This window comes from Candidatus Avedoeria danica, from assembly GCA_016703025.1.
Lineage (GTDB): Bacteria > Chloroflexota > Anaerolineae > Epilineales > Epilineaceae > Avedoeria > Avedoeria danica.
Map to the genome: position 1 here is coordinate 1,920,811 of JADJCV010000004.1, position 21,350 is coordinate 1,942,160.

Annotated in this window: 10 protein-coding genes and 1 pseudogene; 7 read left to right on the forward strand and 4 right to left on the reverse strand. The window is 70.1% G+C overall.

The annotated features are described in order from the left end of the window. Window positions 1–90: 90 nt before the first annotated feature. Both IPG72_10970 and IPG72_10975 read right to left on the reverse strand, forming a co-directional pair. Complete coding sequence (locus IPG72_10970; protein ID MBK6769505.1) at window positions 91–5,895, reverse strand: Ig-like domain-containing protein; 5,805 nt, start codon at window positions 5,893–5,895, stop codon at window positions 91–93. 44 nt (window positions 5,896–5,939) lie between these two features. Continuing rightward, entirely contained in the window at window positions 5,940–8,672 is a 2,733-nt protein-coding gene (locus IPG72_10975; protein ID MBK6769506.1) for a transglycosylase domain-containing protein, read from the reverse strand. 554 nt (window positions 8,673–9,226) lie between these two features. Between IPG72_10975 and IPG72_10980 the strand changes: the two genes are divergently transcribed. From IPG72_10980 to IPG72_10995, 4 genes are all read left to right on the forward strand, one after another. Continuing rightward, complete coding sequence (locus IPG72_10980; GenBank protein ID MBK6769507.1) at window positions 9,227–9,517, forward strand: nucleotidyltransferase family protein; 291 nt, start codon at window positions 9,227–9,229, stop codon at window positions 9,515–9,517. 29 nt (window positions 9,518–9,546) lie between these two features. Next, the gene (locus IPG72_10985) at window positions 9,547–9,885 is read left to right on the forward strand and encodes a DUF86 domain-containing protein (protein ID MBK6769508.1); all 339 of its coding nucleotides are present in this window, start codon (window positions 9,547–9,549) and stop codon (window positions 9,883–9,885) included. Window positions 9,886–10,090: 205 nt separating this feature from the next. Next, a complete protein-coding gene (locus IPG72_10990) occupies window positions 10,091–10,819 on the forward strand; it encodes a hypothetical protein (GenBank protein ID MBK6769509.1) in 729 nt (242 codons plus the stop codon). Between the two features lie 217 nt (window positions 10,820–11,036). Beyond that, entirely contained in the window at window positions 11,037–11,663 is a 627-nt protein-coding gene (locus tag IPG72_10995; protein ID MBK6769510.1) for a Uma2 family endonuclease, read from the forward strand. Window positions 11,664–12,325: 662 nt separating this feature from the next. Here the strand turns inward: IPG72_10995 and IPG72_11000 are convergent. After that, a pseudogene (locus IPG72_11000) lies at window positions 12,326–13,558 on the reverse strand (DEAD/DEAH box helicase). Between the two features lie 283 nt (window positions 13,559–13,841). On the opposite strand from IPG72_11000, the gene IPG72_11005 reads away from it, so the two are divergent. The 3 genes from IPG72_11005 to IPG72_11015 all read left to right on the forward strand — a co-directional run bounded on the left by IPG72_11005 (window position 13,842) and on the right by IPG72_11015 (window position 20,525). Then, window positions 13,842–17,495, forward strand: coding sequence for a S8 family serine peptidase (locus tag IPG72_11005; GenBank protein MBK6769511.1), 3,654 nt, complete (start codon window positions 13,842–13,844; stop codon window positions 17,493–17,495). Window positions 17,496–17,765: 270 nt separating this feature from the next. Further along, a complete protein-coding gene (locus tag IPG72_11010; protein ID MBK6769512.1) occupies window positions 17,766–18,908 on the forward strand; it encodes a saccharopine dehydrogenase NADP-binding domain-containing protein in 1,143 nt (380 codons plus the stop codon). Window positions 18,909–19,154: 246 nt separating this feature from the next. Beyond that, complete coding sequence (locus IPG72_11015) at window positions 19,155–20,525, forward strand: peptidase S10 (GenBank protein ID MBK6769513.1); 1,371 nt, start codon at window positions 19,155–19,157, stop codon at window positions 20,523–20,525. A 63-nt stretch (window positions 20,526–20,588) separates the two neighbouring features. Here the strand turns inward: IPG72_11015 and IPG72_11020 are convergent, their stop codons facing one another. Continuing rightward, window positions 20,589–21,305, reverse strand: a complete 717-nt coding sequence (locus tag IPG72_11020; protein MBK6769514.1) for a hypothetical protein — start codon at window positions 21,303–21,305, stop codon at window positions 20,589–20,591. Window positions 21,306–21,350 lie beyond the last annotated feature (45 nt).

A 21,350-nucleotide genomic window follows, 5' to 3' on the forward strand; every position in this document is an offset into this window, starting at 1 on the left:
TTGCGGCGGGGCGTTGGCGGGGGGGCGCGCGGGGCAGCGGTGCCGGAGGGCGCGCATGGCGCTCGGATGGGCGGCGGATGGGCGGCGGTACTACTCCTTCTTGCTCACCGTCAACACCCCGCCCGAACTCCGCCCGAACACCTCCGGGAAGTACATCTCCTGCACCAGCGCCGGGATGACGTTGAACGTGCCCGCCACGCCCGCGCGGGCCAGGTAGGTGTAGTCGTACGTGCCGGGGCCGAGCACCTCGGCGAAGGCAGCCACCTTCTCGTCGCGCAGCTGCGAGGCCACCCAGTAGGACCACCAGTCCCACTCCCACCAGCCGGCCTCCTCGTCACCATCATCGTCCTCGTCGGATTGCTCGCTGAACTCGGGTCCGCTGGCCACGGCGGTGCTGGTGCGCAGGCTGGTATCGACCGCCTCGAAGCCGGCCGGCAACGGGTCCTCCAGCATCACGTAGTGCAGCTCGTGCGGCACCACCAAGGTGAGCTTCACCTGGACGTAATCGCCCACCTTCACGTCCGTGGCCGGCTCGCCGGTGGGCTTGAGGGTGCGCGGGTCCACCCGCACGTACTGGCGCCCCAGCCCGACGCCGTGGTCCACCGGCGGCGCGGTAGCGGCGGGAACCATGTAGCGCAGCCAGGCGCCGTAGTACACCCGGCCGGCGCCGGTCTTGGCGATGGTCAGCCGCCCGCCGCCGGTGCCGAGGAGGTCGGCCACGGACGCGGTGAGCGTCTGCGGCTGGTCCACGTTGTCGGCGTTGACCGTGCCTTCGCCGAGATTTCGGTCGCCCAGCGTCACGTCCCAGCTGTAATCAGCCTTCAACTCGCCGCTGGCCTTCATCTGCTCGGTGAAGGCCAGCACCGCCCAGGCCGTCTCCTGGGTGGTGGCCCAGTGGTCCACGTCGCGGTTGACCATCAGCCAGCGCACCACGTTGGGCAGCGCCGCATCATCGGGGCGCAGGCGGGCCAGCGCGAAGAGGATGATGGCCGTGGTGCGGGTGTTGGTGTTGCCGTTCCAGCGGTCGTCGGTCGGCTCTTCCCAGGATGTGCCGGTGGCGCTGGTCACGGCCGCGCTGCCCAGGTCGGCGAGCAGGCCCTTCACACGGGGGTCGTCCGGGCTGGTGACGGCGGCCAAGGAAACCGCCAGTAGCGCCCGGGCGTAGCGGGCCATGTGATCGCGCCGATCGTACAAAGACACTGCCGCGCTGGCGGGCAGATCGTCCGACTCGGCCAGGGCGAACAGGACGAGGGCGCGCTCGTTGAGCTCCGCGGGCGTGTCACGCAGCGGCTTCGCCGCCAGCCAGGCGGTCAGGTAGTGGCGGCCGCGGTCCAGCACGTCGTCGTCCACGGCGAAACCCGCGGCCTTGGCCATGTCCAGACCGTACACGGCATAGGCGCTGAGCCAGGGATAGCTCACGCCGCGTTCCCAGGCGCTGAACCAGCCCCAGCCGCCGTCCTGGCGCTGGTAGCCATACAGTTTTTGCAGCTGCGTGGCCACGGACTGCTCGAGGCTTCGCGCCAGATCGGGCCGTTCAAGACCCAGATCCTTCAGCGCCTTGTAGCTGACGACGTTCGGCAAGAACTTACTGACCGTCTGCTCGGTGCAGTCGTAGGCGTAGGACTTGAGCCAGACCAGGCTGTTGGTGCTGGCCGCGGCCAGCGACGGGTTCACCTCCACCTTGAACGAGCCCTGGCTGGGCACCACGCCGGCCGGCGGGCGGACCACCTCTACCACTTCCTTTTCGGTCATGCCGGCCGTGGCCACCGTGGCGGGAGCCGTGAACATGTACACCGGCAGGGGCAGCTCGATGGCGTCCTCGCGGCCTCCCCCTTTGACGTAGAGCTTGACCATCACCTCGCCGTCGGCACCAGGCACAGTGGCGGGGCGCAGGCCGGTGGCCGGCACGCTCACCGGCCAGCTCAGCTCGGCCTTGCCGCCGGCGGGCAACGACAGGCGTTGGACCGCGTCACCCTGGACGATGAGCCCCTCCACGGCCAAGACGGCTTCGACGTCGACGGCCTTGTCGGACTGGTTCTGGACCGCCGACTCCAAGCTCAGCGCGTCACCCACGACCACGAAGCGCGGCAGCGCGGGCCGCAGCATGAGCGATTTGGTGCTGACGATGTCCAACCTGCCGGCGCCGATGCGCGTGTCCGCGCCGGTGACGCCGTACACCGCCATGTCCCACGTCGTGAGGTTGTCCGGCAGCGCAACGTCGACCGTAGCGAGGCCCTTGTCGTCCGTGACGATCGCGCCGTTCCAGTACGCGGTGTCGCGGAACACCCGGCGAACCGTGCCGGGCTCGGGCAAGCCACCGCCGCCGCCCTTCTTATCGGCCGCGAGCTGGGCGTTCAGTCGGTCGGTGGATCGGGAGAGCGACGCAGACGTGCTCACGCCCAGCATGCGCTCGCCGTAGAACGTGTCGACCAAGCTCGGCCCCGCGGCGCTGGTGAGGGCGAGGAGCGCCTTGTCCACCAATGCCAGCGACAGCTCGGTCTTGGCCGGCTTGCCGGCGTGGTCCGTCACCGCGATCTGATAGGTCACGGTGTCGCGCGGTTGGAAGGGGCCGGGCCGGCTGGTGGTGACCGCGATGTCGAGAACCTTGCCGGCCGCCGAGACCGATAGGTTGGTGTACCCCAGCTTGAACTGCGGCACCGGGCTGTCCGGGCCGGTGCCCTTCACCAGCATCACCGAGACGTAGATGTTGGGCGCGTCGTCGTCGGTGATGGGGATCTCAACCGTCTCGCTGTTGCCCTCAAGCGTCAGCCGCCGCACCGTGCGGATGCCGGCGCGCTCGGTGGTGACCAGCGCCTGCGCCCCGGCGAAGGGCACCGGCACCAGGATGCGGGCGGTGTCGCCGGGGACGTACGCCTTCTTGTCGGGCACCAGTTGGACGCGGTCGTTGTTCTCCTGGCGCCAGTTCGTGTATCCGGAGCCGCTGACCCACAGGTAGGTGGCGCTGCTGGCCGAGCGCCCTGCGCCGTCCTTGGCCTTGGCCACGACCCGGTACACGCCCGGCCCGGGCGGCGTGAAGCGCCCGCTGGCCGCGCCCCGGCCGTCGGAGATCACGCGGGCGTGGCTGAGCAGCGTGTCGGTGTACTTGCTGGTCCAGTAGAAGCGCCCGTCCTCGCGCTTCTCCTTGATGCTGTACCAATCGCGCTTGACGTACGACAGGTCGACGGCCTGTTGGGTGACCGTGACACCGGTGCTGGACACGGTGAGGACGTCCACGTCCGCCGGCTTGCCCGCGGTGCCGACGTACGCCCGCGGGCGTAGGCCCAGGTACAGGTCGGCCTTGTGGACCACGGCGCTGGCGCGGGCGGAGACGGCCTGGTGGTTGATGTCGGTGACCTCGACGTCGAAGGTCAGCGCCTGGGCGATGGGCGCCTCGCCGACGTCGGCCGGCACGTCGAAGTTCAGGCGTCCTTCGGCGTCCAGCGTGGCCTCGCCGTCGCGCACGACGCCGGCCTCGGGCTTCCAATAGCGGCTCTCGGTCAGGTCGTAGTCGATCCAGTCCCACCAGCCCGTCACCGCCGCCGGTGTGGAGAAGAAGAAGTCGTCGGTGAGCAGGCGCCAGTGGACCTTGGCATCGGCCACGGGACCGCCGAAATAGTACGTGCTCGCGGTCGTCGCGTGGATGGGGTCGCCTTGCGTGTAGGCGGGCTTGTCGGTCTCCACCTCCACCTGGTATTCCGGCTTGCGGTAGGCGGCGACCTGGAAGGAATGCGCGGTGCTCCAGATCACGTCGTCATCGTCGCCATCGTCCTCGTCGTTGCCCGCCGTCGGGGTGCCGCCGGATGGTTGCCGGCTCGGCCGGACGAGGCGGGCCTCGAGGTTGTAATAGCCCAGCGCGGCGGCCGGAGCCAGGTCGAGTTCGCCGTTGAAGGTCCCATAGGCGCTCAATGGCAGTTCGGTCTGGAAGATGGCCTTGCCGTCGCCGTCGTTGGCACTGATCCGGATCGACTGGTCACCACTGGGCAGGGAATAGCGGGCGTCGTCGTCCTGACGCACCACGCCGCGGAAGTAGACCGTCTGGCCGGGGCGGTAGATGGGCCGATCGGTGTATACGTCGCCGTAATACGCCTCGCGGTCGAACGTATAGCTGAGGTTGAAGTCGTATGGGCTGAAGCCGGACTGCCAGTCGCCGGCCGTCGCCGCCACCACCGTGCCGTCCGCCTCGCTGACGGCATACGCGTTCCACCAGCTCTCGTCCCGGCCCAGCGGCGGGAAGGTCCCCCGGAAGACGCCGTCGCCGTCGGTGCGGCCGGTGGTCAGCTTGCGGTCGTTGGGACCGTACACCGTGATCGGCAGGTCCGGCACCGGCTGGCCGGACTTCAGGTCGGTGGCCCATACCAGCGCCTCGCGGTCCGTGCGTTTGAGGGCCAGGTTGACCTTGGACGCCAGCACGAGTTCGCGGTCGCTGCCGAGCGAGATGAGATACGGGCCGGGTTCAAGCAGGCCGGTGGTGCCCGCGGCGAGCGACGTGGAGACGTATCGCACCGCGTTGAGCTGGCCATCGTTGCCCACCGACCAGCGCCGGGTCGGTACGTCGGTCGGAGCGTGGACCGCGTTGAGTTCGCGCTCGCCGGTCAGGAGGTCACGGTAGTGGTCGCCTTTGATCCGATACGTCGACAGGCTGACCGACGGCTGGTTGATGGCGCCGATGTACAACCGCGCCGGGTTGTAGGCGTTCAGGAACGACTTGTCCGAAGGCGTTTCGATCCAGGCCGACGGTTGCATGGCCGCTACCGTGAAGCTCACCACCGTGTCCGGGCCGAGCGCTTCCCCCGCCTCGCTTTGCGATGTGCCGGCGATGCGCACGGTGTACGACTCCGAGGCGAGCCAGCCGCCGCCGACGTAGGCGACGCGGTTGTTGTCGCCAAGCCACACGCTCTGGTTGGTGATGGTGGGCTGAACCGTCACGTTGAGCTTCTGCTCGGCCATGGGCGCGCTGAAGCGGATCTCGAATTGGTTCTCGCGCAGCCACTCGGAGTCCTTGGCAGCGTCGGCCGGGGTGGTGCGCGTGATGCGGGCAACGTCGGCGGTCGTGAACGACCAGCGGAAGTCAGCCTTCGTTGCTGCGACGCGCGCCGCGTCACGCGCCCCGGCGGCCACGACGGCCTCAAAGCGTTGCAGTCGGTCCAGCGTGGCTGCGGGCGTGAAGACCATCGTCCGGTCGCCGAGCCACTTGATCTTGCCGGCCACCGCCGTCCGGCCCTCCTTGGCCACGCGCTCAAGCCGGAAGGCCGCCGCGGTGGAGGCCCGGTCCATGGCCTGGGTGAACGTCACCGACACCGGCCGCGTGGCGGCCACGTCGTCCATGCGGTCGTCGCCGGGCTGGGTCGCATCGACGCGCGGCGCCACCGTGGTGAAGGCAAAGGTGTGCGCCTCCGCCAGCCGGCCGCCGAGCACGTCCATGAAGTCGCCGGCCACCCGCACGGTGTAGCGGGTCGATGCGCGCAGATCGACGGACGGACTGAAGACGTAGGTCGACGTGTTCAGCCACTTGCCCTCGCCCGCCACCGCCGGCTCGATGGTGATGGGTTGGGGCAGCGTGTCCTCGTCTTCGACACCCACCAGGGGCACGACCGGATGGTTGAACTGCACCGCGAGCTGCAGCTGGCCGTCGGTGGCCGTGACATCGTCCGCGCCGTCCTCGGGCTGGGTCCGCACGACGGCGAGGGCCTCGTTGGTCTGTGCGAACACCGGCATGCTGGCCAGGAGCGGGCGGCTGGGCAGCGGCGTGGCCGCTACCGGTCCCCCGGTGGCGTGGGCTTCGGGCGTGGTCTTCTCGTCCGTCCCCTTGCACCCGACGACAGCGAGGCCGGCGGTCAGAATGCAGGTTGCGGTGAGTACGCTGCGCACGCGGGCGGAACGGGATGGGCTGGCCATGGTGAACTCCTGGCGGCATGATGGGCGTGATGGAGAGGGCTTGCTCACGGCAGTTCAACAGGCGATTCGACGGGCGGCGCGGCCGCCACCGGCTCCTGTTCGAGGACGGTAAACGCCACGGCCTCGCTCTCGGCGTGCAGGCCGGCAGCGTCGAACGCGACCGCGCGCGCGACGTGGCGGCCGGGGACGAGGCGCCAGAGCGTGCGGAAAGGCGGGCGGGTGACGGTGGCGATGGCCTGGTCGTCGACAAACAAGGTGACGCGGCCACCGGCGCCCAGGCCGGCGGGCTCGGCCGCGATCTCCAGGCGTTGGTGGGTCTCCGGCAGCATCGACGAGCGGGCGAACGTGGTGCCGGGCGCCGGGTTGGTGAGGGCGAGCGTCGGGCCGGCGTCGAGTAGCCCAACAGAAGGCGCCCCAATACCGACCTGTCGGACATCCCGGGGACCGGCACCGGTAGCCGCGCTGCCAGCGGCGACGACGTCGGCCCCCGCGCACGTCCGCTCCGGCGGCGCGGCGATGCCCTCGCCCCGGCCCCAGCCTTGCGCGTCCGACGGCATCAGGCGGAAGACGCGCGCCACGCGCCGGCCGTGGCATCCGGGCGACCATCGTGCACCCGTGGCGGCATCGACGTCGACCACCCGGTAGCTCCAGTCGTCGGCGGCCGGCTCGGTGCCGCGGATGAAACGCTCGGTTCGCGGGCGCTGGCAGGCCGTGGTGGGGCGCAAGCCCGTGGACTCGCATACGTTGGCGGTGACGACCTCCGACGAGCGCGGGAAGTCGCGCGCCGGACGGCCGCGGAGGGCCGCGGTCATGAAGGCGTGCCAGATCGGGCCGGCGCCCGTGATGCCCGAGGTGTGCTCCATGGGCGTGTTGTCGGCATTGCCCACCCACACGCCAGCGGACAGGTCCGGCGTATAGCCCACCGTCCAGTTGTCGCGGAAATCGGTGGTGGTGCCCGTCTTGGCCGCCGCCGGACGGTCCAGCTCAAGCACGCTGTGCTCGCCGAACGCCGGCAGGCGCGCCAGGTCATCGGACAGGATGTCGGTGATCAGATCCGCCACCGCCGGCGGCACCGCCTGCGGCCCGGGCGGCGTGTCGGCGACGCCCGGCCAGTCCGCCGTCTCCCGGTGCCGAGCAAACGTCGGCCCGTCCAGCACCGCCAGGATCGCGCGCGGCGAGACGCGCCGGCCCTGCTCGGCGAACCCGGCGTACGCTGCCGTGAGGTCCAGCAGCGTGACCTCGCCGCCCCCGAGCGTGAGCGCCAGCCCGTAGCGCTCGCGGTCGCCGACCGTCGTGATGCCGAGCGCCTGGGCGGTATCGATCATCGCGTCGACGCCGACCGCGTCGAGGACCTTGACCGCCACCATGTTGGACGATGTGGCGAGCGCGCGGCGCAGGCTGATGGGTCCGTGCCACGTGCGGTCGTAGTTCATCGGCCGATACGGCTCTCCCTCGCGGGTGGTGAAGGCCGTCGCCACGTCGGAGAGCACAGTGGCCGGCGAGAACGGCAGCCGCGGCCGGGTCGGGTCGTCGCCCGGCGCGGCGGCGCGGGTGCCCCAGCGCGACGTGTCGAAGGCGGCGGCGTACGTGATGGCCTTGATGGCCGACCCCGGCTGGCGGCGGGCGAGCGCGACGTTCACGGCACCGTCGATCGAGGCATCGAAATAGTCCGCGCTGCCGACCATCGCCACGACGTCGCCGGTAGCAGGGTCTACCGCCACCAGCGCGGCGCTGTGGGCGTTGTGGTCCGGGCGGCCGGGCCGGGGCGTGTTGAGGTCCGCCATCTGGTCGCGCACGGCGGTCTCGGCGGCGTGCTGGAGGTCAAGGTCGAGCGTCGTGACGACGTGCAGGCCACCGCTAAGAACGGCGTCGGCGCCGTAGCGCTGCTCCAGCAGGCTTCGCACGTAGGTGCTGAAGTGCGGCGCGTGCAGCGGCCCGTCGCCGGCGGCCAGGCGCAGCGGCTCCGCGAGCGCCAGGTCCGCTTCGGCCCGCGAGACGAACCCGGCTCCGACCATGAGGTCGAGCGCCACACCCTGGCGGGCCTTGGCGGCGTCCCAGGCGACGAGCGGGTTGTAGACGGCGGGCGATTGGATGAGCCCGGCCAGCATGGCCGCCTGGGCGAGGTCCAGATCGCGTGCGGGGGCGGCGAAATACGTGCGGGCGGCGGCCTCGACGCCGTAGGCGAGCTGGCCGAAGTAGACCTCGTTCAGGTATAGCTCGAGGACCGTATCCTTGTCGTAAGCGGCCGTGATGCGCAGCGCCAGCACCGACTCGCGCAGCTTGCGCAGGAGCGAGCGCCGCCCGCGCTCGTCGTCCGAAAGCAGTACCGCGCGCGCCAGCTGCTGGGTGATTGTGCTGCCGCCGGAAACCACGCGCCCCGCCCGCAACATCTGCCACGCCGCGCGTGCGATGCCGCGCGCCTCGACGCCCGGGTGAGAATAGAACCCGGCGTCCTCGACAGCGATGACCGCCTGACGCAGCACCGGCGCGACATCCGCGAGGTCCACGCGGGTGCGCCGCCCAGCGCGCGGGTCGAGCACCTCGACGAGCAGCCGGCCGCGGCGGTCGTAGATCTTGGTGGCATCATGGGCGGCCCGCGTGACGAGTTCGCCGGGGGCGGGGAGATCCGCCATGAGCATGCGCAGCGCCACGAGGCCGGTGAGGGCGAGAACGGCTGGCAGCGCGATGAAGGCGCGGCGGCGGTGGCGGCCGGCGAGGAGCACGGCGAGGCGGGCGAGGCGGGCGCGGCGGGGGTGCAAGCGGACGGCGATGCGCATGGGGTGGATGGTAGTCTCGTGGGTCGGGCGGGGCCAGCGGTCGGGCGGGTATCGGTCGGGCCGGGGGTTGGAGGGGCCAGGCGGGGCGGTGACCGGCGCGGCATGAGAGCCGCGGACGGCGTGAGACGGCATGAGGCAGGCAGCGCGCAGGCCGGAACACGGACGCGACCACCGGCCGCCACGGGTCACGGGTCGGCGGCGGTTGTGGCTGCGTGGTCGGTGCGGCGGCGAGGGCCGATGAGGGGCGTTGAGGGCTGTAAACGCGTGGGTGGGGCGGCTTCGGCGGGCGTGGCGCGCGGGGCAGCGGTGCCGGAGGGCGCGCAGGGCGCTCGGATGGGCGGCAGATGAGCGTCGGTGGCGCTGGAGATGTGGGCCGGCGACGCTGATGGGGCGGTTGACGAGGGCGTGGGAGGGGCTTAGACTCCCGGACTTCGGCGGGGGCGCGATTGAAATCTCTATCCCCGCATGGCCGGCTTGAATTCTCCGGGCTGGGTGCCCTGTTCCACCACATGTAACGCCCTGTTGTAGCCGGTACCGCTGGCCAGGAGCGACCTGTGAGCATCGACGAACTACTTGACACACGTCGAAACGACATCGTCCGGCTTGCCGCCATGCATGGCGCCCACAACGTACGCGTGTTCGGCTCCGTGGCCCGAGGCGAGGCTGGTGACGCAAGCGACATCGACTTCCTGGTGGACTGGGAGCCTCGGCGCACGCTCATCGACCTTTGCGGGCTCCTCAGCGACCTGCGGGAGCTGTTGGGCCGTGAGGTAGACGTTGTGTCGGAGGACGGCTTGTACTGGCTGCTTCGACGGAGCATTCTCCAAGAATCGCGGCCGCTGTGAGCAAGGATGCCCGCGTTTATCTGGCGCAGATGTTGGAGCGCATCCTCCGGATTGAATCGTATACCTGGGAGGGCGAATCCAGCTTTCTACAGAACCCGCTGATTCAGGACGCGGTGATCCGAAACCTCGAGGTCATCGGCGAGGCCGCGAAGCGAGTACCGGACGAGTTCCGCGTACAACATCCCGACATTCCGTGGCGGGCTCTCACCGGCTTCCGAGACGTCCTCATCCATCAGTATGAAGGAGTAGGCTTGGCGCTGGTGTGGTCCGCGGTCGCCACCAGTCTGCCAGAGCTTCGCCAGGCGATTGAAGCCGTCTTGCCACCACTTGACACTCTTGAGCGCGAGATCGGTGGGGAGGACGAGTAGAGTGAACGGTCGCGGCTATCAGGCCTTCGCCGATCGGGCAACCGGCTGAACGCTTACGTTCGTGGATGCGTTTCGGAACCAAAAGCTTCCGGGACTGTAGCGGGCGGAGAGCCGTTCCCGGCCTCGTCCTCGGCACGGACCGTGCTGGGCCGATGGCGACGCCCGATCGTGCGTCGCCGAGGTTCTCTGCACGGAGGGGTGTTCCATGTCCGAGCGAACCGAGCGGGCACGCTGCCTCGTCGTCGCCGTCCTGCTGGCCGGCGCCTGTGCCGCGCTACGGCCGGCGGCGCGAGTCGCGGCATGCACGTGCGCCACGTTGTCCGATGTTCCAAGCTCCATGGAGAAGGCGGACGCCGTGTTTCTCGGGCGCGTATCGCGCCTGGACGAGGTCGCGCCTACCGTCGCCGAGCGCTCGGCGGGCGCACAGCCCGGCCCGTACGTGGCCCGATTCCGGGTGCAGCGCGTGTACAAGGGCGACGTGGCGAAGGTGACGGCAATCAACCTGACGGACGCCTACAGCGGCACATCGTGCACCTTCGAGCCGCGCCGATCCCAGCGCTACATCGTGTTCGCGTACCGCACCGGCCCGAGCCGGGCCTGGCTGGACCGACTCGCCGATGCGCTGCGAACGCACCTCGCCACACCGGACGGACGACGACACGCGCCCATCGATCCGGGCCCGTTACTGGCCGCCTACACGCCGGGGACCCTGGCCTCCGGCTATTGCGGCATGGTGCGCCACATGTGGTTCATGCCGCGGATGTCGCAGTTCCGCGAGATGTACCGTGCACTTGGACCGGGTCACGCGCCCATCGCCGCGGCGGACGCCACGGCAACGGCCGCCGCGGCGGCCACGGCAATGGCGACCGCCGGGTGGTCGCCGGCCGCGGTCGCGACGCGTTTTGCGCCGCAATCGGCACCGCCCTGGCGCTGACGGCCGCTGTCCAGGGATGGCGCAAGCGTGTCGAGTGCCGTGTCGAGTGCCGTGTCGAGTGCCGTGTCGAGTGCCGTGTCGAGTGCCGTGTCGCGCGCCTGTCGTAGAGACGTCGCGATTGGCCTTCCACCGCCCGCGAGCACGCCGTAGACTGCCTGCTATACTGCCCACCGACGCGAATTGCCCGTACGTACTTCAAGGCAAGGGAGGGCCGCACATGACGCTCGCAACCGTCTCTCAGCCGCCCGTCCGATCGACCGGCCCGCGAGCCGGCCGCTGGCGCTTCTCGGTGGACGACTACCTCCAGCTGCACGAGCGCGGGATCATTCCCGAGGGTGTGCGGACGGAGCTCATCGAAGGCGAGATCCGCGTCATGTCCCCGATCGGTAGTCCGCACATCTCTTCGACGTTGCGGCTGATCAAGCTGCTGGCGTCGCGCGTCGGCGATCGCGCCGAAGTACTCTGTCAGATGGACGTACAGTTCGGCGAGCACACGCTGTTCCTGCCTGACATCGCACTTCTCCGCCCCGAGCCGACCGGCTATCTCGACCACCGGCCGGAGGCGGCCGATGTGATGCTGATCGTCAAGGTCGCACACAGCTCGCTGCGCTACGACCGCCGCCGCAAGCTGCCGATCTACGCCCGCTTCGGCGTGCCCGAGGTCTGGATTGCGGCGTTGGGCGAACAGGTGCTCGACGTCTATCGGCAGCCGCAGGACGGGCGGTACATGGACGCAACGGTGCGCACGCCGAGTGAAGTCGTGGCACCGCTGGCGCTCCCGGACATCGTCATCGAGGTGGGTGATGTGTTGCGGTCGGAGTTCTGGGGGCAGCGACGGCGCTAGGAATCGCCACTCGCCGCACCCGCACCACTCGAACCGCCGCCACCCCCCCCGCGACCCTGCCCCCCACGCCGTCTCCGCCGCCGCGGCGCGCCTTCATCCGCCGCCGCCGTCGGACCGTCCCCGGCCGCCGATGCGATGGGCGGTGCTCCTGCCGGCGACGAGGCAGCACCGCCGTCGCCGTCGCCGCGGGCACGGATGACGCCGCGGCCCGTGGCTGCCGGCGGAGGCGGGACCGTCCGGTAGTACGACGCGGCCGGACGAACGGGCGGCGCGGCGTCGTCGGCGGAAGGGGCACGATCCACGCGCTCCGGTGGGTTGGGCCACTCGGGCCGCGCCTGGGGCGGACGTTCGGCGGCTTCCGGACGGTCGACTGCGTCAGGGCGATCGGACCGCTCCGGACGAACGGAACGCTCCGGACGAACGGACGGCTCCGGACGAACGGACGGCTCCGGGCGATCGGATCGCTCCGGACGGTCGGGCCGCTCCGTTCGCTCGGGCCGCTCAGGTCGATCGTTCCGATCGCCCGCTGCTCGCCCCTGCGCCGGCCGCTCTTCGCGCGGTCCCCGCGCCTCCCGCGACTCGCGCGGCTCACGCGCATCACGCGACGGCGACGACGTCGACCGCCGCGCCGCAACCGGCGCCGCCGGCGGTCCGTCGACCGGCGCGTGGAGCAGCTGCTGGTACATCTCGTCGAGCAGCATGGCGATGATCGCCGATTCGTCCTCGCTCTCGGCCAGCGCGCGGCCGAGGGCGATGAAGCGCCGGCTGCGCTCGGTCTGGAGCTTGTCGCGCTCGCGCAGCCGGGCCTCGAGCAGCGCGGTCAGGCGCTCGGAGACGATCGCCTCGACGTCGGCGTCCGTCGGGAGCGGGCGCTCCTGGATGTCGATCCCGTAACCGGCCGCGATGCGGGCCAGGGCGAGGCTCTCCATCGCGTACACCAGGCTGACGGCGACGCCGCCCGCGCCGGCGCGGCCGGTGCGGCCGGCGCGGTGGATGTAGCTCTCCGGGTCCTCGGGCGGCTCGTACTGAATCACGTGCGACAGGTCCGGGATGTCGAGGCCGCGGCCCGCGACATCGGTGGCCACCAGGAAGCGCAGGTTGCCCTTCCGAACGCGCTCCAGAACGCGCTCGCGGTCCGCCTGCGACAGGTCGGCGGAGATCTCGTCGGCGTCGTAGCCGAAGCGCTTCAGCACGACGGACACGTAGTGAACCTTGGCCTTCGTGTTGCAGAAGATGATCGCGCTCGTCGGGTTCTCGATCTCGATGAACCGCACCAGGCTGCGGTCCTTGTCGGTGCCGGGAATGTTGTAGAAGACGTGCTCGATGTCCGTGACGTGGACATGGTCCTGGCTCAGGCTCAGGAACTCGGGCTCCTTGATGAACTGCTCGGCCGTGCGCAGGACGGCCGCCGGGAACGTGGCCGAGAACATGCAGCCTTGCAGCGGGCGCTTGGGCAGGTAGCGCTGGACCTGGCGCATGTCGGGGTAGAAGCCCATCGAGAGCATCCGGTCGGCCTCGTCGAAGATGAGCATCCGCAGGTCGTCGAGATCGAAGTTGCGCTTGAGCAGATGGTCGAGGACGCGTCCGGGCGTGCCGACGACGACGTGGGCGCCGCCGCGCAGGGCGTCGGTCTGCGGCCCGTAGCCGACGCCGCCGTACACCGCAACCGTTCGGAACGGCGTGTCGGCAAAGATCACCTCGGCCTGCTGCCAGACCTGGCTGGCCAGCTCGCGCGTCGGCACCAGGACCAGGGCCTGACAGGAGTCACGCGACGGATCGAGGCGGTCGAGCATCGGCAGGAGGAAGGCGCCGGTCTTGCCGCTGCCGGTGCGCGCCTGGACCATCACGTTGCGCCCATCGAGGAGCATCGGGATGGCCTCGGCCTGCACGGGCATGAGCGCGGGCCAGCCGGCACGATCGACGGCGGCGCGGAGGCGTTCCGGCAGCTGTTCCTTGGTGATCCCGCGCGGTGCGTCGGGAGCGGACTCGTCGCCGGCGGAAGCGATGTCGGGGTCGGGGGCAGTGGGGTTGGGGTCGTCCAAGAGTGATCCTCAGTTGTGATGTGAATGCGCACAGTATAATCCCCGTGCTGCTCCGTATCCGTTCGTGACCGCCGGCGCGGGTTCTGCGGTTTACCCGACCGCCGCCGCACCGGCCCAGCCATCGAGGAGTCCCGCCATGTCCCATCCCTCGCGCACCGTGCGCCGATCGTTCCTGACGCCCAGCAAGCGCCGCCTGAGCGCCCTCGTGGCCTTGTTCGCCCTCGCTGCGCTCATGCCCGTTGCGGCCGGCGCCGCACTCGCCTCGTCGACGGCCGCGACGACCGCCGCGCTCAGCACGGCGTTCGTCACACCGGTCGACGGCGACGACATCGCCACCACCGACCCCGTCGCAGCCGAGCGCGCCGCGCTGGCGGACGACCCCGATTTCTCCCACCGCCTGATCGTCCAACTCAGCACGCCCTCGCTGTCCGAGTGGGCGGCCGCCGGCACTGCGCCGCGCTCGGTCGCCTATGACGCCGAGGGTCTGCTGGACGACGACAGCCCGTCCGCGCGCGCGCACCTCGCGCGGATCGACGCCGAGCAGCAGGCGTTCCTCAACGCGCTGCCCAAGAGCGTGCCCGGCGCGCGCCTGTCCACCTACATCGACGAGTACGAGCGGGCGCGCCCGCTGCGGTACCGGCTCGTTCTGAACGGCTTGACGGTCGATGCCGGCCTGAACGCCGACGTGGCGAAGCTCGAGGCCGCGCTCCGCGCGATGCCCGGTGTGAAGCACGTCGGCCGCGATACCGCCCACCAGCCGACGATGTACGATTCCATCGGGCTCATCAACGCCCCCGCGGCCTGGGACAACACGGCCGTCGGCGGCGCGGCGAACGCCGGTGCCGGCATCCGCGCGGCCTCGATGGACGGCGGCATCCACAAGGACGCGCCGATGTTCAGCGGCGCCGGCTACCTGATGCCGATCGGCTACCCGATCGGTTATGTCGAGAATACGAACGGCAAGATCATCGCCAGCCGGGTCTACTTCCGGAGCTGGGATCCGCCGGCGCCCGGCGACGACACCGCTTGGCCCGGAGCGTTCGGCACCGAGCACGGCGTGCACACCTCGGGCACCATGGCCGGCAACCGCATCGAGGCCACCTTCCCGGGCGCCGCGGCGCCGGTGACGATCAGCGGCGTCGCGCCGCGGGCGTACGTGATGAGCTACCGCGTCTTCTACTCCAGCGTGAACGGCATCGGCAGCTTCTACAACGCCGAGGGCATTCAGGCCCTCGAGGACATCGTCCGCGACCGCGCCCACACGCTGAACAACTCGTGGGGCGGCGGCCCCGGCTCGATCGGCGGCGCGTTCGACGCGCTGGACACGGCGCTCCTGAACGTCTTCCGGAGCGGCATCTTCGTCAGCATGTCCAACGGCAACGCCGGCCCCGGCCCCGGCACGGGCGATCACCCATCCGACGATTACATCAACGTCGCAGCGTCGACCAAGGGCTCGGCCTTCGTTTCGGGCGGCGTCGACGTCGTCGCGCCGGCTCCCGTCCCCGGGACGCTCACGGGCCTTGCCTACAGCGCGGCCGGCTTCGGCGGCGAGTTGGCGATCGGTCAGCGCGTCGGTCCGTTCAATTGGACGCCCGCGACGGTGATCTCGGCCACGAACGGCCTCGGATGCGAGCCGTTCCCGGCCGGGGCATTCGCGGGCCGCGCCGCCCTGATCGAGCGGGGCGTGTGCGAGTTCTCGCTCAAGGCGCTGAACGCGCAGACGGCTGGCGCGACGATGGTGATCATCTTCAACCATACCGCGGGCGGCGACGGAGCACCGGGCATGGGTGCCGGCGCAAGCGGTGCCAAGGTCACGGTCCCGACGATCTCCGTTGGGCACTCGAACGGCGTGGCGCTCTTCGACTGGCAGGCGCAGCACGGAGCCGCGGCGCAGCTTGTGATCGACACTGTGGCGCACCTTTGGCGAAGCACCGAGCATCCGAACGACATCGCGCCGCCGGACTTGATCGCCGGCTTCTCGAGCCGCGGCCCGAGCTCGGCCGGTACCCTCAAGCCCGACATCGCCGCACCCGGCGTCGACATCATGAGCCAGGGCTACGCACCGGGCGGCGGCGAGGGACGTCACCTCGGCTTCGGCCAGGTCGGCGGGACGTCGATGGCGAGCCCGCACGTGGCCGGCGCGGCGACGATGATCCGCCAGATCCACAAGGACTGGACGCCGGCCATGATCAAGTCGGCCCTGATGAGCACGTCCAAGTACATGGACGTCTGGGTCGACGATCGGCCGGCGCAGCCGCTCGACATGGGCGCGGGCCGGTTGGACCTGACGAACGCGGCCGATCCGGGCGTCATCCTCAGCCCGCCGAGCCTGAGCTACGGCTGGCAGCTCGTCGGCACGAGCAAGACGATCGAGGTCACGCTGTCCAGCGTCGCGGCCGGCGCCGAGACGTACGCCGTCACGACCGTGGACACGCGCGGCGGGTTCACGGCCACGACGGCGGTCAAGGGGATGACGGTTTCGCCGACGACGGTCAACGTGCCGGCCGGTGGAACCGCCAAGTTCAACGTCACGTGGAACACGACCGACCTGCCGCTCGGCGACGCGCAGGGCTTCGTCGTCCTGACGGGCGAGAAGTACAAGGCCCACCTGCCCGCCTGGACGCGCGTCACGCCGCCGCCGGCGGATGCCGAGGTCCTGATCATCGACGCGGACGGCAGCCGCTTGGGAAGCGCGGTGCCGGTGGATTACACGCCCGCTTACACCGAGAGCCTCGAGGCGATGAACATCGCGTACGACGTGTTCGACGCGGCGACGGCCACCGGACTGCACGTCCCGACGGCCACCGAGATGAAGGCCTACAAGTGGCTGATCCTCCAGACGGGTGACAACCGCAGCACGCCGGGGCTGAACGGGCTCGACCAGAACCACCTGATGGAGTACGCCGCATCGGGCGGCTGGGTGAGCGTGTTCGGTCAGAACGCGGCGCAGGTGCTCGGATCCAACAATCCGGATGGCGGCACGTCGTTCTACGGCACGGCGCTGGCGGCCACGTTCCAGAAGGAAAGCATCAACTCGGGCACGGTCCTGACCCAGACACAGCAAGTGCTGGCGGGCGCACCCGGCTCGGCGTTCAACAACGTCAGCGTCGACATCAGCGCGACCGGCGACGGCGCCGGCAACCAGGGCTCGATCGACGAGATCAAGTTCGACACCGCCGCCGGCGCGATGCCCCTCCTGCGCTACGCCAACGGCGGCGGGATCGTCAGCCAGGGCTTCGTGGCCGGCGCCTACCGGGACGACCCGACCGTCGAGCGGCCGGGCCGCGCGATCCTGAGCCGCAGCGCGTACTTCGGCTTCGGCCTCGAGGGCATGAACGACGACACCGGCCACTTGAGCCGCCGCGAGCTGCTTGGGGCCGTCCGGAGCTGGCTGTCGACCGAGGTGAGCATCGCGGTGACGTCGGACGTCAAGCCGGCCCGCCGCCAGAGCTACTTCACCGTCAAGCTGAGCGCGATGGACGCCGACTCCACCACGACGACGCCGACGATCGACACGGGCATCCGCTACCGGGCGACGTTCGGCGACGGGACGGGCGTGTTCGAGACGGACAAGCTCTACATCGCCCCGGACGGCACCCAGGAGGGCGCGGCCATCATGGGCCACGTCTGGACGCGGCCGGGCCGCTACCACGTCGTCTTCGAAGGCCGCGGCGCGATGGGCATCACGGCCGTCCACGAGATGGACGTGGACGTGGCGGCGGGGCCGGAGTTCCATGACTGGGATCCGATCTACCTGCCGATCGTGTTGCGAGGGGAGATCATTCGGTAGGCGTTCGATTGTTCGATTGAAGGGGGGTCGACGGCCTGAGGCCCTCTCCCCCCGACCCCCTCCCCCAATGCAGGGGGAGGGTGAGGATCACGGGTTGATTGAGATCGAACAAAGCCATCGGTGACGAGAGGTGGTCGCATGGTCGACATGGCGACCACCTCTTGTTGTCCCCCCTCCCCGGCCAAGCTTCCTCCCCCTCCCCCAGCATTGGGGGAGGGGGTCGGGGGAAGAGGCCCTTTGGCCGCCGACCCAGATTGGAGCCCCAAGCACATGTCCACCCCCACCCCTTCCCCCACCCCCGTCGTCGTCCTCGGCACCGGCCGCATCGGCACGCTCGTCACGCAGCTGCTGGCCGCCAGCGGCGACTACGCCGTGTCCGCCGTCGACGTCAGCCCGCGCGCGGCCGAGGCGGCCATCCGCGGGGCGGACGACGCCGTCGTGCCCAACGCGCGGGCCGTGGCGGCGGACTTCGGTCAGCCGGACGTACTGGCGCAGGTCGTGGCCGGGCAGGCGTACGTCGTCAGCTGTGCGCCGTACTTCGCGAACGTCGGGATCGCCGAGGCGGCTTCACGGGCGGGCGCGCACTACCTCGACCTGACCGAGGACGTGAAGGTCACGCAGGCGGTGCGCCGTCTGGCGGACGGGGCGGCCACGGCGTTCATCCCACAGTGCGGGCTGGCGCCGGGCTTCATCAGCATCGTCGCCGGCCACCTGACGCGGGACTTCGAGAGCCTGAAGAGCGTGAAGCTGCGGGTGGGGGCGTTGCCGATCTACCCGAACAACCGGCTGAAGTACAACCTGACGTGGAGCACGGACGGCCTGATCAACGAGTACGGCAACCCGTGCGAGGCGATCGTCGGCGGCGCGACCGTCGAGCTGAAGCCCCTGGAGGGCTACGAGCGCTTCAGCCTGGACGGCGTGGAGTACGAGGCGTTCAACACGTCGGGCGGGCTCGGGACGCTGTGCGAGACGCTGACCGGTCGGGTGCAGGACCTGGACTACAAGACGATCCGCTACCCCGGCCACCGCGACATCGTGGCGCTCCTGATGAACGACCTCGGCTTGAACGAGGACCGGGCGACGTTCAAGCGGATTCTCGAGACGAGCGTCCCGCACACGTACCAGGACGTCGTCGTCGTCACGGTCAGCGTGGTCGGCCGGCGGCGGGGCGAGCTGGCGCAGGAGACGATCGCGCGCAAGATCTACGCGGGCGACGTGCTGGGGCGGCGGTGGGGCGCGATCCAGCTGACGACGGCCAGCGGCCTGTGCGCCGTCCTCGACCTGCACCGCGAGGGACGGCTGCCGGCGAGCGGGTTCGTGCGGCAGGAGGACGTGGCGTATGCGGACTTCATGGCGAACCGGTTCGGGCGGCAGTACGATGCGGGTCACATGGTGTGGGAGGTCGACGTCTAACGACGCATCGTCGCATACCGCAAACATCGCCCGCACCACCCACGCAAGGAGCCCACGATGGCCACCCCCTCCCCCAAAGACAAAGACGTCCAGATCCTCAAAGGCACCGGGGCCGTCGTCATCGTCCAGAGCGGCGGCGACGCGGGCGCGGCGGCGAAGGCGGCCAAGGGTGCGGGTGGGGGCGGCGGGGATGACGACAAGCCGCCGCGGGACGAGGACGGCCACAAGGTCTCGCAGCACAGCGTGATGATCGGCGGTAAGAGCGTCGCCTACACCGCCCGCGCCGGGACGATGACCTTGCGCGACGACGGCAAGGATGCCAAGGCGACCGTCTTCTTCGTGGCCTACACACGCGACGGTGGCGCCGACGCAGCGTCGCGCCCGATCACGTATGCGTTCAACGGCGGGCCGGGCTCGTCGTCCGTGTGGCTGCACCTGGGGCTGTTCGGGCCGCGACGGATCAGCATGCCGGACGACGCGACGCTCCCGCCGCCGCCGTACGCGCTGCAGGACAACGGCTACAGCATCCTCGACGTGAGCGACGTCGTGTTCATCGACCCGGTTTCGACGGGCTTCAGTCGCGCGGCCGAGGGCGAGGACGCCAAGCTCTTTCACGGCGTGAGCGAAGACGTGAAGTGGATGGCCGAGTTCATCCGCCTCTATGCCACCCGCAACGGCCGCTGGGGATCGCCGACGTACCTCGCCGGCGAGAGCTACGGCACGACGCGGGCCGCGGCCCTCGCGGCGCACCTCCAGGACCGCCACGGCTTCTACCTCAGCGGTCTCATGCTGATCAGCAGCATCCTCGACTTCAGCACGGCCTACTTCGTCCCCGGCCACGACCTGCCATACATCCTCTACGTCCCGACGTACACCGCCACGGCCCACTACCACCGCGCGCTGCCGAAGGATCTCCAGGCCAAGCCGCTGCGCGACGTCCTGGACGAGGTCGAGGCGTTCGCGATCGGCGACTATGCGACGGCGCTCCTAAAGGGCGACCGGCTGGACGCGGCGACGGCGGACGACATCGCCAAGCGATTGGCGCGCTACACCGGCCTCGGCGCGGACTACGTCCGCAGCGCGAACCTGCGCCTGCGGATCGGCCGCTTCTGCAAGGAGCTCCTGCGCAGCCGGCGGATGACCGTCGGCCGTCTGGACAGCCGCTACACCGGCCACGACACGGACGCCGCCGGCGAGGCCTTCGAGCATGACCCGAGCTACGCCGCGATCCTCGGCCCCTACACCGCCACGCTGAACGACTACGTCCGCCGCGAGCTCGGCTACGAGAGCGACGTGCCGTACGAGATCCTCACGGACAAGGTCCATCCCTGGAAGTTCGACACCGCCGAGAACCGCTTCCTCAGCGTCGCCGGCGACCTGCGCGCGGCGATGACGAAGAACCCGCACCTACGGGTGTACGTCGCCAATGGCTACCACGACCTGGCAACGCCTTACTTCGCCACCCGGCACACGTTCGACCACCTGGGTTTGGAGCCGCATCTGCGGGGGAACGTCCGGATGGGGTATTTTGAGGCGGGGCACATGATGTACGTGTTGGAGTCGGCGCTTGGGGGGTTGAAGGCGGACTTGGCGGCGTTTGTGGGGGGCGGAGCGTAGGCGGATCCAAGGGGCGTGGTTTCGTGCCGAAGTAGCGCGGATGTCCGAACAACGGTGGCTCCGTCACTCCGTACAAACCGTGACCATCACCTCATCCAACGACCACGTCGTCCGCTCGACGGAGTCCTCCGTGACCCGGATCCGGACCTCGCCCGTGCCAAACTGGGCGTACGCCAGCTCGCGCGGGTCGGTCACGTGGTGTTCCTGCACCGCCCATCCCCGGTTGGCCTGGTAGCTGTCGAAGTTCAAAAACGTCATATAGGGGAGGGCGGTCTCACCGAAGATTTCGGCCGTGAAGTAGTCGCCGAAGCGTGCGTAAAGTGGATTCCAATTGGATCCGCGCCATGCGGCCGACACGTGCACGGCGGTGACGGTCTTCCCCGCCGCCCACGGGAAGCGAGGAGAACGGACGATGATTCCGAACGGTCTGTCGGCCACGTTCATCTGCAGCGCGTACGCCCCCGCGAACGCGCCGCCTCTCACCCGCTTCACGTCCCCCCCGTCCGTCTGCCAAGCCTCGCTCTCGAAGCCCTCCTCGATGGCGATGCGGCACCCCGCCGACGTGGGCTCCGCGCGGACGAGCGAGGGCAGATAGACGCGATAGGGTGACGCGCCCTGGGCGTCGGCGCCGCCGGCCCGCATCGACGACGCGAGCACGGCCAGCACAACCGCATGGACAAGGCAGCGCACGCGCGCCGTGTGCCTCGTGCGGTCGGCGTCGATGATCCGGCGGGTGCGGTCGTTCGACGGCGAAGCGGGGGATGTGGGAATCGGGGACATCACGCACCTCCGGCGATCGGCCGCGATGTGTGCGACGGACGGACC